This window comes from Paenibacillus tritici (genome assembly GCF_013204885.1).
In the GTDB taxonomy this organism is placed as follows: Bacteria; Bacillota; Bacilli; order Paenibacillales; family Paenibacillaceae; genus Paenibacillus_AQ; species Paenibacillus_AQ tritici.
Map to the genome: position 1 here is coordinate 328050 of NZ_JABMKX010000004.1, position 14069 is coordinate 342118.

Sequence of the window (14069 nt, forward strand, 5' to 3'; positions counted from 1 at the left end):
ATATACCACCTGGGAGGGAACTGTAATGAAAACAAAATTCACACTGGCTCTGCTGCTGACTCTGGTACTGATCCTTAGCGGCTGCTCTGTAGCAACCAAATCGGATAGCACCGGCAATAAGGCTGAACCATCTTCTTCTGAAGCTCCGGCAACTGCGCCTGCGGGCGAGGGGACACCGGTTAATATTGAAGTGCTTGGCATGAGCAGCAATGAATCTGACCTGAACATTGTCAGAGATCAGCTGACCAAGAACGGATTCAACGTGAAGCTGAATATTCAGCCCGATTATGCCAGCTTCAAGGCCCAGGAGGATGCAGGCAACTTCGATGTGTCGCTCTCCGGCTGGACTACCGTTACAGGGAATCCCGATTATGCAGTGAGATCGCTGTTCACCACCGGCGGGGACTACAGCATTCAGTCCGATGCCGAGCTGGATACGCTGATTAACAAAGCAGCCGCGCAGACGCCGGAAGAATATGTGCAGACATACAAGGATTTCGAGCAGCGTCTGGTGTTCGATGAAGCCCGTATCGCTCCGCTGTATATCTCCCTCAAAAGCCAGGCCGTCAACAAAGAGGTACTGAAGGCCGATTCTGTGAGACTGTCCAAATCCCGCGCCCTGGCCTGGGAGGATATAGACTTCATTGATACTGCCAAACGTGCGACCACTCCGCTGATTCTGTCCCAGGCGTTATCCAACCTGACTTCCCTGGACCCGATCAAAGGAAATGACGGTTCGATCAATCAGCTGAATACGAATATGTATGTGCGCCTGGTCAATCTGACGGATGATGATAAAATCACTTCCGACGCTTCACTGTCCCGCAACTATAGTATTGCAGACGGCAATCAGGACTATTATTTCATCCTGCGCGACGACATCAACTTCGCCAAGATCGAGAATAAAAAAGCGGTGGATACCGGGGAACGTGTAGGCGGCGACGATGTCGTGTTCTCCCTGGACCGTGCCAAGAATAAGGATTCCGTGCCGGATCACCGTACCTACAGTCTGCATGAGCATATCAACAAGGTTGAGGTGTTCACTGACCTGAACGCACTCGGCTCCATTAAGCAGGCAGGCGGTAAGGGGACGGTCAAGGAAGCGCTGGAGCAGGGGCTTGAAGCGCCAATCTCCGAACTCGTGAGCGACAAGAAGCAGGCCAACAACAAGCAGGGCAAATATCAGGTGGTCAAGCTGACGACGACCGAGCCTTTTCCGCAGGTGCTGAATTATCTGGCGCATCAATCAGCCGGTATTGTGTCCAAGAAGCAGGTTGAGAGCATCAACACCTATGATGTAGCTACCTTCGATGTCAACAAGGATATCCCTTATGGTGACCAGAATACCGTTACAGAAGGCGACAAGTACGACAACAAGCTATATACCAGCGGTCCTTACATTCTGTCTTACAAGAATGACTACGAAGGAGTCTTCCTGAAGAACCCGGTTTATCAAAAAGGAACAGACAACGAAGCGCTGATCAATCAGGTCAATGTACGCTTTATTGCCGACGCAGACAGCACCTTGTCCGCTCTGCGCAGCGGTGAAATTTATGTATACTACGGTGTGCCGGAGACCAAATATGATGTGGTGGAAGGGGACAGCAAGCTGCAGCTGAAGAGCATTCCGAGCAACGCGATGAGCTACCTGCTGTTCAACACCAAGAACCGCGATGTAGCAAACAGCACAGATCTCCGCAAGGCTGTACTCTACTCCATCAATCAGGATGAGATTCTTGCCTTCTATAAGGGTAAAAAGATCAAAGCCGTCTCCACGGTCAGCCCGCTGATCGACACCGGAAATGAACTGAAGGCCGATCCGGCCAAGGTAAAAGAATTCCTGGCCGCTTATCAGGCCGCCAAGTAATAGAGCTGAAGCTGCCTGGCTGAGGCTCAAGCCAATTCATATCCAGAGAGGGCTGTCCCCAAAGTCATGATATGGCTGATGGGGACAGCCCTTTTTTTGTTGAGCGTGCCCGTTAGAATTTGCTGTACCGCCTAATGGGCAAGCCGGTTGCTATAGAACGGAAATAGTTGGTTTAGTTGGATTTCCTACACTTACTGATGAGCGAATAGGAGCTGCTGGGTCAGTAGTTGGAAAAACAGCACTTAGCTAACTCCAGTTCACCTAAAGTAGCGAAAACCATCAATAGCAGATGCTGTTTTTCCACTTGCTTACCCACAATCCGCCGAAATCAACAAATTAGGATACCTTTTTCCACTTGCTTGTTGTAGGGAGCGGAGACGAATTAGCTGATTCTCTTGTTTTGTCGTAAACTAGACGGATAGAGTAACAATTGAACAGAGCTGCGGGGTGAGTAGAAATGGAGAAGCTGCTGGAGCAGATCACAGGTGAACTGCTGGACAAGGTAATCGTAGAAAGTGTTGATCCGCAGGAGCCGGTGCAGGTCCGCAGCGTACCCAAGCCCTGGAGGCTTCTCGGGACCGGGAATTATGCCGCTGTCTTTTATCATCCGGGGGCTGCGGAGTATGCGGTGAAGGTCTATGCTCCGGGCAGGCCGGGCCTTGAGGAAGAAGCTGAGGTGTACCGCCGTCTCGGCCCCCATCCTGCATTCTCTGAATGCTATTATACCGGACCGGGCTTCCTGGTCTTGAAGCGGCTGAACGGGGTAACCTTCTACGATTCTATGAAACAGGGAATTCTGATCACGGAACAGGCGATAGAGGATATTGACAAGGCCCTTCAGTATGCCAGAGCACAGGGGCTTCATCCGCATGATGTCCATGCCAAGAATGTAATGCTTCAAGACGGCCGCGGCCTGATTGTGGACGTATCCGATTTCCTGAAGCAAGAGGATTGCAGCATGTGGGAGGATTACAAGAAGGCGTATTACCAGTTGTACCGGCCGGTGGCCTCCCGCTGGATGTTTCCGGTTCCCCGGCTGGTCCTGGAGACGGTCCGCAGGGGTTACCGGCTATGGCGGCGGCGGAAGCAGTGGCGCAACTGGTTAACGCATTTGAAAAAGTAGCTTTTACTGCACCCGAAGCTATTATAACTGATTGAGCTTGCTTTCAGGCTCTTCACCATTGTCTACACGTTTTATGTTATTAATGAAGAAATCATATCTTTTTTTATGGAATTTACGGCCATCCGGCATTCCTGCGGTATGAGGAGTAAGGATCACATTACCCAGATTCCGGAGCTCACTGTCCATAGGAAGCGGTTCTGATTCATACACATCCAGGCATGCGCCTGAAATCTCCCCGTTTTTCAAGGCATCCATCAAGTCTCTTTCATGGACAATCCCGCCGCGGGCTGTATTGATGAACAGACTGGTATTCTTCATTTTCTGGAATGCCTCTTTGTTGATCAGCTGTTTGGTTTGCGGAGTCAAAGGTACATGTACACTGACGATGTCCGATGAGCTTAGAAGAGTATCTAAATCTGTCATGTTCACCAAACCGTCAGACTGAGGAACGGCATGTCTCGCATAAGCCAGCACATTCATATCAAAAGCCCTGCAAAACGCAGCTACTTTTTTGCCGATAGCACCCAGACCGATAATTCCAATCGTTTTGCCTTGTAATTCACTCCCTGTATAGTCCAGTTGATGTTCATCCCGCTTGTTTTTCATGAAGCTATCAAGAAACGGTATGTTTTTATAATAAGACAAGATCAGTGCCATTACGTGTTCGGCCACTGCCTGTGCATTCACTCCGGCAGCATTGGCCACCCAGATCCCGAGCTGTGTACAGGCAGGGATATCTACATTATCAAATCCAGCACCCGTCTGAACCAATTTTAACTCTTGGGCGTTAGCCAGCAGGCTGTGATCCACTTTAATATGTTCAGGGATGAGCACCTGGCAATCTTTAATATGATGCAGCATTTCTTCCTCGGGCGGGACAACCACAACGTTCCAGTCTTGCGGGAAATACCTTACAATATTTGATTGTGCAGACTCATTAAAATAGCCAACGATCAGAATCTTCATTACTTAACCACCTTTCTTAGCCCATGGAGGATCGGAATTAGTATTAATGATAATTTTAAACCTACAGGTTAATGTTGTAAAATCAAATACCGATACCATCTGCGATGGAGAAGGAATATACGGGGCTGGGCGTAGGCAGATCATAGGCTCCATGGTATATTGAGTGCATTTAGTGGTTGTCAGGAGGGATACTGAATGTTGAAGCATTCCGGCCGCAAGGCCGCCGAAGCCCCATATGCTATAGGTCTGAAGCGGATATATGAGCCTGCGGCGCCAGAGGACGGGTACCGGATACTGGTGGACAGGCTATGGGCGCGCGGAATTACGAAACAGCAGGCTGCGATAGACGAGTGGATGAAGGAGATTGCTCCAAGCCCGGAGCTGCGCCGGTGGTTCGGCCACCTGCCGGAGCGGTTCGCGGTATTCAAGGACCGTTATACAGTGGAGCTGGAGGAGAATCCTGAATGTGTAAGACTTGCTGAGTCTATCCGGGAGCGGGCAGTTAAGCAGCAGGTTACGCTGGTCTATGCCGCGAAGGACCCTATCCATAACCATGCGAATGTACTTTATGAATGACTGATCTCCCGTTAAAAAGCACACGGGCCGCCTCCGAATCGTTAAGAATTCGGCAGGCGGCCCGTGTGTTTTTATTAAATCGGTTCTACGCGTTGCTTAGCTGAAGGGCGGGTCCGAAGAACTCGTAATGAATCTGCTCTTCCTTCATCCCGAGCGCCCGCAGTTCTCCGATCATCGCTTCCATGAAAGGAACAGGGCCGCATACGTAAGCATCTCCGGTAACATCTACATAGCTCTTCAGGATTTCGCCAGTGATGACGCCATCCGGGCCGCCGGAGTAGAAGGTTCTGGTCTGTACATTGCTCATGGCCGCAGCGTGTTTCTCAATATCCTTAACGAAAGCGGCGAGCGCTTCATTCCTTGCAGAATGCAGGAATACGGTCTTGCGGTCCGGTGTTACAGCTGCAACGGTCTCGAACATGCTCATCATGGGGGTAATACCTACGCCGCCGGAGATGAAGGCTACAGGTGTGGTTGCGGCCGTATCCAGCAGGAACTCACCGGCCGGTGCGCTTACCTCAACAGTATCTCCTTCATTCACCTGGTTATGGAGATAGACGGAAACCACACCATTCGGATCATTCGTCTCTTCACGCTTCACGGAAATACGGAATTCATCTGCCCGGGGAGCCTGCGACAGGCTGTATTGGCGGATCATGGTGTATTGCTCTCCGGGAATCAGCACACGGATCGAGATGTACTGGCCCGGCTTGTAATCCGGTACCCCTAAGCCGTCCGCCGGCTTCAGGTAGAACGAGGTGATACTGCCGCTCTCCTGAACCTTACGCACAACGGTAAAAGGCTTGAAGAAGTTCCAGCCATTGTCCTGTTCGCGCGCTTCCTTGTACATGCTGTCTTCGACGCCGATGAACGCATCGGCTATGACGCCATAAGCCGCTTCCCAGGCACTGAGGATCTCATCCGTAGCTGCGTCGCCCAGCACTTCCTTGATGGCTTTCAGCAGGAATTCCCCGACAATCGGGTAATGCTCCGGCTTGATGCCGAGACTGACATGCTTGTGCGCGATCTGGACTACCGCCGGAAGGATGTTCTCCAGGTTGTCTATATGGACTGCTGCGGCGTAGACCGCATTGGCCAGTGCTGCCTGCTGGCGGCCTTGCGCCTGGTTGGCGTGGTTGAACACATTCAGCAGTTCCGGGTGGGCTTCGAACAGATTCCGGTAGAACACCGTTGTAATCGTAGTGCCGTGTTCCGCCAGGACTGGCGCTGTGGATTTGACAATGTCACGAGTGTGTTGTGATAAAATATCAATCATCCCCTCTCCATATATTACAAAATTAATATATACGCTTTTTAAGATAAAAGATATATTTAAAATACCACTTTAACAAAATGGACAAATAATATGATATCCTCTGTAAAAAATATCACTTACTTGAGGCGAAACACGCTATCTTCTTCTTCGCTTGTTGGCTATACGTGCACAAGCCGGGATGTTAGATGGCGTGGTATAGTTGGATGGAGGGTATGGTTGGTTCCGTAGTTTCGACGGGAGGGCATAACAGGTGGATTTTCTCCACTTGCTGATCTCTGGAAGAGTCCTGGCTGGCCAGCAGATGGATAAACAGCACTTAATTATTCACGATTCATCCAAAGTGGCCCAATCGGCGTTATATAGATGCTGTTTTTTCACTTGCTTTCGTATAATCGGCAGAAATCGAGAAATTAAACTACCTTTTTCCACTTGCTTGTTTTGTTGCTGGGGGACTTGCTCAACTTCCTTCTAGATTGGACGCTGTTTCTGTCCGTATGACATCGACTTGATGGAAGCCGCTGTTCGCGGCAGAAATCCGTTGACAGCATTGCATTTGTAAACAGAATGGAGAGAAGAGAATGAGGCTGACGTTATATACCGACTACTCCTTGCGCATCCTCATGTATCTCGGAGCGAAGCAGCGGGAAGAGCTGACTACTATACAGGATATCTCCAGTGCTTATGGCATCTCCAAGAATCATCTGATGAAGGTGTCGCATGAGCTCGGCAAGGCGGGTTATATTGAAACGGTCAGAGGGCGCGGGGGAGGGATCAGGCTGGCGCTTGCGCCGGAGACGATCAATATCGGGGAGGTCGTGCGCCGGATGGAGGATGATTTCTATCTCGTCGAATGCTTCCAGCCTGCAGGCGGCAGTTGTCCGATCTCCCCGGTATGCAGACTCAAAGGCGTGCTGAGCAAAGCCCTGAACGCCTATCTGCAGGTACTGGGCGAGTATACGCTTGAGGATCTGTTAATGAATAGAGATGATCTGCGTGCCATTCTGCAGGAGAGCAGCAGCCATGCTACTCCCCGAACAGAAGACGTTCCTCATCCCGGCTATGAATCGCATTCACTACCAGCAGCGCGTGGAATTGGTGAAGCACCGCAGGAGTAAGCCCTTCTTCCGCCAGCATGGCTTTGACATCCTGTACGATGATCCGCAATAGCTCATGATCCCGCTTCAGCCGGATAACGGGTGCCTCCAGGTCCGGATTCTTCGCAATCATCTCCTGATAAAAGCCGTCTTCTTCCGCATCGGCATGGCTGAGAATCCGCGTCTCCCAGTACTCAATCAGGTGGTCCGCCGCCTGGCGGGCCACTTCGGCTTCCTTCATCTCCAGCAGTTCTTCCACTTCTTCTGTCTTGGCTACAGCACCGGAGAGCCCGCCCTGATGTATGGCATGATGGGCGTGCAGCTGGCGCAGTGAGGGTCCTGACATCCTTATTCATCCTCCCATGTATTGCACCTATAAGATTTCATATGTTCCACAGTATAACACATAGGGCTGCAGTGGAATTCCCGCTAAGAGCTTCCCCCGGGGATAAAGAGGGAACTCCCTAATGGGGACCCCTGCCCGGCAGGTACCATGCAGAATCACAGCTTTTCTCCTCAGCGGGAAAGGCTTGTTTGCTGTGGGCTGAGATCGAGGGAATTCCCGAGGTTCAATAGGTGTTTCCCTAATGGGAAGCGCGGCCGGGTAGATCCATAATGAGATTAATTGAATAGATTCGCGGAAAAGGAGTGTTCTGGATACATGAAGAAGAAATTCGGCCTTAACTTTTTTAAGCCGGTGGAGAGCTATTCCGGGAACTGGTCCATACTTGAAGAGAAAAATAGAGATTGGGAGAACATGTACCGCCAGCGCTGGTCTCACGATAAAGTAGTACGCACCACCCATGGGGTCAACTGTACAGGCTCCTGCAGCTGGAAGGTGTTCGTGAAGAACGGAATCATTACCTGGGAGAACCAGCAGATCGACTATCCGTCCTGCGGACCGGACATGCCGGAGTTTGAACCGCGCGGCTGTCCCCGCGGAGCCACCTTCTCCTGGTACGAATATAGTCCGCTGCGCGTGAAGTACCCTTATATCCGGGGGAAGCTGTGGCGGCTGTGGCAGACGGCGCTCCAGGAGCATGACAATTATGTCGATGCCTGGGCCAGTATTGTGGAAGATCCCGGGAAGGCCAGCCTGTATAAGAAGGCGCGCGGCAAAGGCGGTCATGTCCGGGTAGCCTGGGACGACGCATTGCGGCTGATCGCGGCACAGCTGATCTATACGATCCGTAAGTACGGTCCCGACCGTATCGCCGGGTTCACCCCGATTCCGGCCATGTCGATGGTCAGCTACGCTTCAGGTGCGCGGTTCATCTCGCTCCTGGGCGGTCAAATGCTGAGCTTCTATGACTGGTATGCCGATCTTCCTCCGGCTTCGCCGCAGATTTGGGGCGAGCAGACGGATGTCCCGGAATCCTCGGACTGGTACAACGCCGGTTACCTGATGATGTGGGGCTCGAACGTACCGCTTACCCGGACGCCGGATGCCCACTTCATGACCGAAGTGCGTTATAAAGGAACCAAGGTCGTGTCGGTAGCCCCGGATCTCGCCGAGAACGTCAAATTTGCCGACAATTGGCTGGCACCAAATCCCGGTTCGGACGCAGCGCTTGCCCAGGCCATGACGCATGTCATCCTGCAGGAATTCTACCAGGAACGCCAGGAGCCGATGTTCCTGAATTATGCGAAGCAGTATACCGACATGCCGTTCCTGATTCTGCTTGATCCCCATGAGGATCACCTGAAGGGCGGACGGTTCCTGCGGGCGAGCGATCTTGGAGATGCCTCCCCGCATTCAGACTGGAAGCCGGTCATCTTCGATGAGGCTACAGGTGAGATGATGGTTCCGAACGGTACGATGGGGCAGCGCTGGGAAGAGGGCAAGAAGTGGAACCTGATTCTGGAGCGGGAGGACGGCAGCAGGGTCGAGCCGGCCCTGACCATGGAAGGCCATGGGGAAGAATGGACGGAAATCGTGTTCCCGTATTTCGACAATGCCGGTAACGGCACGTTCAGCCGGATCATTCCGGCCCGGAAGATGAAGCTTGCGGACGGTACAGAACGTTATGTAGCCACCGTATACGATTTGATGATGAGCCAATACGGCATTAAGCGCAGAGACAGTCTGCTGAACGCCAAGGGGTATGAGGATGAACTGTCCCATTACACTCCAGCCTGGCAAGAGAAGATTACCACCGTGAAGGCAAGTGTTGTCGTTCAGATTGCCCGTGAGTTTGCCCAGAACTCCATTGAGACGGGCGGGCGCTCCATGATTATCATGGGTGCAGGCATCAACCACTGGTTCAACAGTGATACCATCTACCGCTCCATCCTGAATCTGGTCGTACTGACCGCCTCCCAGGGCGTGAACGGCGGCGGCTGGGCCCATTATGTCGGCCAGGAGAAATGCCGTCCGATTGAGGGCTGGTCAACCGTTGCGTTTGCCAAGGACTGGCAGGGGCCGTCGCGGCAGCAGAACGCAACCTCGTTCTTTTACTTTGCCACAGAGCAGTGGCGTTATGAGGAGAGCGGTACCGATTCACTGAAATCGCCGACAGGCGGGGATGTAGCTTACCAGCATCCGGCGGATTACAACGTTCTGGCTGCGCGTCTTGGCTGGCTGCCTTCCTTCCCGCAATTTAACAAGAACAGCCTGCTGTTCGCCGAGGAAGCTGCGCAGCAGGGCAAGAAGACGAACAGTGAGATTATCAGCCACACCGTGGAAGAGATCACCTCGCGGAAGACACGTTTTGCTGTGGAAGATCCCGGCGCACCGGAGAACTTCCCCCGTTCCCTGTTCATCTGGCGCTCGAACCTGATCTCAAGCTCTGCCAAAGGCCAGGAATACTTCATGAAGCATTTGCTCGGAGCCTCGGACGGTCTGCTGGCGGAGCCGAATGAAGAGCAGAAGCCGGAGGAGATTGTCTGGCGCGGGGATGTGGAAGGCAAGCTGGATCTGATGGTGGCCCTGGATTTCCGGATGACGACTACGCCGCTGTATGCAGATATTGTCCTGCCTGCTGCAACCTGGTATGAGAAAACAGATCTGTCGTCCACCGACATGCATCCGTTCGTCCATCCGTTCAATCCGGCCGTGAATCCGCTCTGGGAATCCCGTTCCGACTGGGATATCTACCGCCAATTATCAGAGGTATTCTCCGAGATGGCGAAGTCGCAGCTCCCTGGCGTCTATAAAGATGTGGTGATGTCTCCGCTGGGCCATGACTCCATCAGTGAAATTTCACAGCCGATGGGTCTGGTCAAGGATTGGACCAAGGGCGAAGTGCCGGCCATTCCGGGTAAAACTATGCCGAACTTCACCATTGTGGAGCGGGATTACACCCAGATTCATGACAAATACACTTCGCTAGGACCGAATCTGGCAACCGGTAAGGCCGGCGCGCACGGCATCAGCTTCTCTGTCGCTGAGGAATATGAGGAGCTTAAGAAGATCAGCGGCGTGCATTACGATGAAACCATCAAAAACGGACTGCCGAAGCTGCAAACCGCCCGTCAGGCTGCGGATACCATTCTTCATCTGTCTTCAGCCACCAACGGCCGCGTCTCCCAGAAGGCCTATGCTGCGGCAGAACAGGATTCAGGTGTAGAGCTCCGCGACATCTCGGCAGACCGGGCCGCCGAGAAAATTACGTTCCAGAGTATCACCGCCCAGCCGCGCGAAGTGATTCCGACACCGGTATTCAGCGGCTCGAACAAGCAAGGGCGGCGTTATTCACCGTTCACTACGAATATCGAACGTCTCGTTCCGTTCCGCACCCTGACGGGAAGACAGCATTTCTACATTGACCATGAGATCTTCCAGCAGTTCGGCGAAGCACTGCCGGTCTATAAGCCGACATTGCCTCCGATGGTCTTCGGGCCGCGCGACAAGGAAGTGAAGGGCGGGATGGATGCGCTGGTCCTGAGATATCTGACACCACACGGGAAATGGAATATCCATTCAACCTATCAGGACAACCAGCACATGCTGACATTGTTCCGCGGCGGTCCGACGGTGTGGATCAATAATGAGGATGCAGCAGCCCATGACATTGCGGACAACGACTGGCTTGAAGTCTATAACCGTAACGGTGTCGTCACGGCACGAGCGGTTGTCAGTCACCGGATGCCCAGAGGCACCATGTTCATGTATCACGCCCAGGATAAGCATATTCAGGTGCCGGGCTCCGAGATTACGGATACGCGCGGCGGAAGCCACAATGCGCCAACCCGGATTCATCTGAAGCCAACCCAGATGGTCGGCGGATATGCCCAGCTCAGCTACGGCTTCAACTACTACGGTCCGATCGGCAACCAGCGTGATGTCTACGTAGCCGTCCGCAAAATGAAGGAGGTCAACTGGCTTGAAAATTAAAGCGCAAGTGGCAATGGTAATGAATCTGGATAAATGCATCGGCTGCCACACCTGCAGCGTGACCTGCAAGACGACCTGGACGAACCGCAAGGGTGCGGAATATATGTGGTTCAACAATGTGGAGACGAAGCCGGGCATCGGTTATCCGAAGCGCTGGGAAGACCAGGAGCTGTACAAGGGGGGCTGGCAGCTGCGCAAGGGCAAGCTGGAGCTGAAATCCGGCAATAAGCTGTCCAAGATCGCGCTTGGCAAGATTTTCTACAACCCCGACATGCCGGAAATGAAGGATTATTATGAGCCGTGGACGTACAACTACGAGCATCTGACGAATGCAGGGGAGCAGAAGCATTCCCCGGTAGCACGGGCCCACTCTGCTGTAACGGGCGAGAAGATGGACCTGGAATGGGGACCGAACTGGGAGGATGATCTGGCAGGCGCACATGTTACCGGGCCGCTTGACCCGAACATTCAGAAGATCGAGGAAGAGATCAAGTTCAACTTCGAGAAATCCTTCATGATCTATTTGCCCCGTCTGTGCGAACATTGTCTGAACCCGAGCTGCGTGGCGTCCTGTCCTTCAGGCGCGATGTACAAACGGGATGAGGACGGCATTGTCCTCGTGGACCAGGAGGCCTGCCGCGGCTGGAGATATTGTATGACAGGCTGTCCGTATAAGAAGGTGTACTTCAACTGGCAGACGAACAAAGCGGAGAAATGCACGTTCTGCTTCCCTCGTGTGGAGGCAGGTCTGCCAACGGTATGCTCCGAGACCTGCACCGGCCGTATCCGTTATCTCGGGGTGCTGCTGTATGATGCCGACAAGGTGCTTGAGGCGGCGTCCACCCCGGACGAGAAGGATCTGTATAAGGCACAATGTGATTTGTTCCTGAATCCGCATGATCCGGAGATTATGGCTCAGGCCAGAAAAGACGGCATCTCCGAGGACTGGCTGGAGGCTGCCCAGAACTCGCCGGTCTACAAGCTGGCGATTGAGCACAAGCTGGCCTTCCCGCTTCACCCGGAATACCGGACCCTGCCGATGGTATGGTACGTCCCGCCGCTTAGCCCGATCATGAATTACTTTGAAGGCAAGGATTCGCTGAAGAATCCCGATATGATCTTCCCGGCGATCGAAGAGATGCGTACGCCTATCCAGTACCTGGCGAACATGCTGACAGCCGGCGATACGGAGACTGTGAAGGAAGCTCTGCAGCGGATGGCGATGATGCGCTCCTATATGCGCGCCCAGTCCACCGGCCAGGAGTTCGATCTCAGCCGTCTTGACCGGGTCGGTATGACCGCACAGCAGACGGAGGAAATGTACCGGCTGCTCGCAATCGCCAAGTACGAAGACCGTTTCGTTATCCCGACCTCCCATAAGGAGCAGCACATGAACCCTTACCGTGCCCAAGGCTCAGCCGGTTACGGCAACGGGATGGGCGATATGGGCTCCGGCTCCGGCTGTGACGGCTGCGGACCGGCCAGCCCTTCCGGTGATGCCATGAAGACGGGCAAGGAGATGTATGAAGAGAATTTCTACGGGGGGATCTGGCGTGATTGATCTGATCAAACTGCATCATTATAAGCAATCCTTCGGTTATTTCGCCCTGCAGCTCATGTACCCGGAGAAGCTGGATTTCCATCCGGCTCTGCTGGAAGAGGCGTTTGACCCCCATCACCCGGGCTATGCCCATGTGCAGACCTATTGGCAGCAGATGCAGAGCTTCAGCCTGGAAGAGATTCAGGAGAATTATGCAGCTACCTTTGATTTCCAGAAGGACTGTGCGCTCTATATGACCTATTTCAAATTTGAGGAGGCCAAGGAACGCGGGCAAATGCTCGCCAAGCTGAAGCTTCTGTATGAAATGTTCGGCCTAATCATGCCGGAGAGTGAGCTGCCTGATTATTTGCCGCTGATGTGCGAATTTCTATATGCCGCGGAGTGGCTGGATATCCCAGGCGCGCCGGAGAACTTCCGGATGCTGATTGCGGTGCTGGAGGATGGCACGTATCATCTGCTCACGGCGCTGGAGCGTAATGAAAGTCCTTATTATCACCTGGTTAGAGGTTTGCGTAATACCTTCAAAGCTTGTGCGGAACAGGAGGCCCTGAGTCAATGAATATGGCGGGTCAGTTTTTATGGGTTATTTTCCCTTATATGTGTATGGTGGTGTTTGTCGGCGGTCATATTGCCCGCTACCGGAAGGATCAGTTCAACTGGACGGCCAAATCCAGTGAATTCATTGAGAAAAAACAGCTGAAATTCGGCAGCATTCTGTTCCATCTCGGCATCATGCCGGTCATTCTCGGCCACATCGGCGGGCTAGCCGTTCCAAAATCCTGGCTGGAGGCCGTAGGCGTAAGTGATCATCTGTACCACATTGGCGCAGTATACATCGGAGGAATCTTCGGTGCGGCTACCCTGCTCGGGATGCTGATTCTGACCTCACGGCGCTTCACACTGAAGAATGTCCGCCGGCTCAGCAGCGCCTCCGATCTGATTGTCAACTCGCTGCTCCTGTTCATTGTATTCATGGGGATGTACTCCACTATTGTCACGAATGTGGTACAGCCGGAGTTCGATTACCGGGATACGATATCTGTGTGGTTCCGCGGCTTGTTCCTGTTCCGGCCGGACCCGTCGCTGATGAGCGGAGTGCCCTTCTCCTTCAAGCTTCACATCCTGTCAGGGTTCGCAATCTTTGCCTTCTGGCCGTTCACCCGGCTGGTCCATGTCTGGAGCGTTCCGTTGAATTATGTAGGCAGAAGTTATATCCTATACAGAAGAAATAAATCAAATTAACGGAAGAGAGCAGCGTGGACTTCTTTCC

General features: G+C 53.0%; 11 protein-coding genes. 8 read left to right on the plus strand and 3 right to left on the minus strand.

The window, feature by feature from the left end:
• Window positions 1-25 precede the first annotated feature (25 nt).
• Both HQN87_RS09135 and HQN87_RS09140 read left to right on the plus strand, forming a co-directional pair.
• Window positions 26-1867 carry an ABC transporter substrate-binding protein gene (locus HQN87_RS09135; protein ID WP_173130980.1) on the plus strand — a complete coding sequence of 614 codons (1842 nt, stop codon included), beginning with the start codon at window positions 26-28 and terminating at the stop codon, window positions 1865-1867.
• Between the two features lie 457 nt (window positions 1868-2324).
• Window positions 2325-2990 (plus strand): serine/threonine protein kinase, encoded by a 666-nt coding sequence (locus HQN87_RS09140; RefSeq protein WP_173130983.1) that lies wholly within the window; start codon window positions 2325-2327, stop codon window positions 2988-2990.
• A gap of 21 nt (window positions 2991-3011) precedes the next feature.
• On the opposite strand, the gene HQN87_RS09145 is transcribed toward HQN87_RS09140, so the two are convergent.
• Entirely contained in the window at window positions 3012-3956 is a 945-nt protein-coding gene (locus tag HQN87_RS09145; RefSeq protein WP_173130986.1) for an NAD(P)-dependent oxidoreductase, read from the minus strand.
• Window positions 3957-4151: 195 nt separating this feature from the next.
• On the opposite strand from HQN87_RS09145, the gene HQN87_RS09150 reads away from it, so the two are divergent.
• The gene (locus tag HQN87_RS09150) at window positions 4152-4532 is read left to right on the plus strand and encodes a DUF488 domain-containing protein (RefSeq protein WP_173130989.1); all 381 of its coding nucleotides are present in this window, start codon (window positions 4152-4154) and stop codon (window positions 4530-4532) included.
• A gap of 85 nt (window positions 4533-4617) precedes the next feature.
• Here the strand turns inward: HQN87_RS09150 and hmpA are convergent, their stop codons facing one another.
• Window positions 4618-5799 (minus strand): NO-inducible flavohemoprotein, encoded by a 1182-nt coding sequence (hmpA, locus tag HQN87_RS09155; RefSeq protein ID WP_173131420.1) that lies wholly within the window; start codon window positions 5797-5799, stop codon window positions 4618-4620.
• 587 nt (window positions 5800-6386) lie between these two features.
• On the opposite strand from hmpA, the gene HQN87_RS09160 reads away from it, so the two are divergent.
• A complete protein-coding gene (locus tag HQN87_RS09160) occupies window positions 6387-6923 on the plus strand; it encodes an RrF2 family transcriptional regulator (protein WP_173130992.1) in 537 nt (178 codons plus the stop codon).
• Here HQN87_RS09160 and HQN87_RS09165 read toward each other — a convergent pair.
• Window positions 6832-7248, minus strand: coding sequence for a hemerythrin domain-containing protein (locus HQN87_RS09165; RefSeq protein WP_173130995.1), 417 nt, complete (start codon window positions 7246-7248; stop codon window positions 6832-6834). The genes HQN87_RS09160 and HQN87_RS09165 overlap by 92 nt on opposite strands.
• 315 nt (window positions 7249-7563) lie before the next feature.
• On the opposite strand from HQN87_RS09165, the gene HQN87_RS09170 reads away from it, so the two are divergent.
• Genes HQN87_RS09170 through narI form a run of 4 tightly spaced genes read left to right on the plus strand, consistent with a single transcriptional unit; the run spans window position 7564 to window position 14041 of the window.
• Window positions 7564-11238 (plus strand): nitrate reductase subunit alpha, encoded by a 3675-nt coding sequence (locus HQN87_RS09170; RefSeq protein WP_173130998.1) that lies wholly within the window; start codon window positions 7564-7566, stop codon window positions 11236-11238.
• Window positions 11228-12799: a nitrate reductase subunit beta gene (gene narH / locus HQN87_RS09175; RefSeq protein WP_173131001.1), complete on the plus strand. Its 1572-nt coding sequence runs from the start codon at window positions 11228-11230 to the stop codon at window positions 12797-12799. Before HQN87_RS09170 ends, narH begins: the two co-directional genes overlap by 11 nt.
• Window positions 12792-13358, plus strand: coding sequence for a nitrate reductase molybdenum cofactor assembly chaperone (narJ, locus tag HQN87_RS09180; protein ID WP_173131004.1), 567 nt, complete (start codon window positions 12792-12794; stop codon window positions 13356-13358). Before narH ends, narJ begins: the two co-directional genes overlap by 8 nt.
• Complete coding sequence (narI, locus tag HQN87_RS09185) at window positions 13355-14041, plus strand: respiratory nitrate reductase subunit gamma (protein WP_173131007.1); 687 nt, start codon at window positions 13355-13357, stop codon at window positions 14039-14041. Before narJ ends, narI begins: the two co-directional genes overlap by 4 nt.
• Window positions 14042-14069: the final 28 nt, after the last annotated feature.

What these genes read in the sequence shown, in the direction of transcription:
- HQN87_RS09135 (WP_173130980.1), top strand. Translation starts at nt 26, where the DNA reads ATGAAAACAAAATTCACACTGGCTCTGCTGCTGACTCTGGTACTGATC.
- HQN87_RS09140 (WP_173130983.1), top strand. Translation starts at nt 2,325, where the DNA reads ATGGAGAAGCTGCTGGAGCAGATCACAGGTGAACTGCTGGACAAGGTA.
- HQN87_RS09145 (WP_173130986.1), bottom strand. Translation starts at nt 3,956, where the DNA reads ATGAAGATTCTGATCGTTGGCTATTTTAATGAGTCTGCACAATCAAAT.
- HQN87_RS09150 (WP_173130989.1), top strand. Translation starts at nt 4,152, where the DNA reads ATGTTGAAGCATTCCGGCCGCAAGGCCGCCGAAGCCCCATATGCTATA.
- HQN87_RS09160 (WP_173130992.1), top strand. Translation starts at nt 6,387, where the DNA reads ATGAGGCTGACGTTATATACCGACTACTCCTTGCGCATCCTCATGTAT.
- HQN87_RS09165 (WP_173130995.1), bottom strand. Translation starts at nt 7,248, where the DNA reads ATGTCAGGACCCTCACTGCGCCAGCTGCACGCCCATCATGCCATACAT.
- HQN87_RS09170 (WP_173130998.1), top strand. Translation starts at nt 7,564, where the DNA reads ATGAAGAAGAAATTCGGCCTTAACTTTTTTAAGCCGGTGGAGAGCTAT.
- narI (WP_173131007.1), top strand. Translation starts at nt 13,355, where the DNA reads ATGAATATGGCGGGTCAGTTTTTATGGGTTATTTTCCCTTATATGTGT.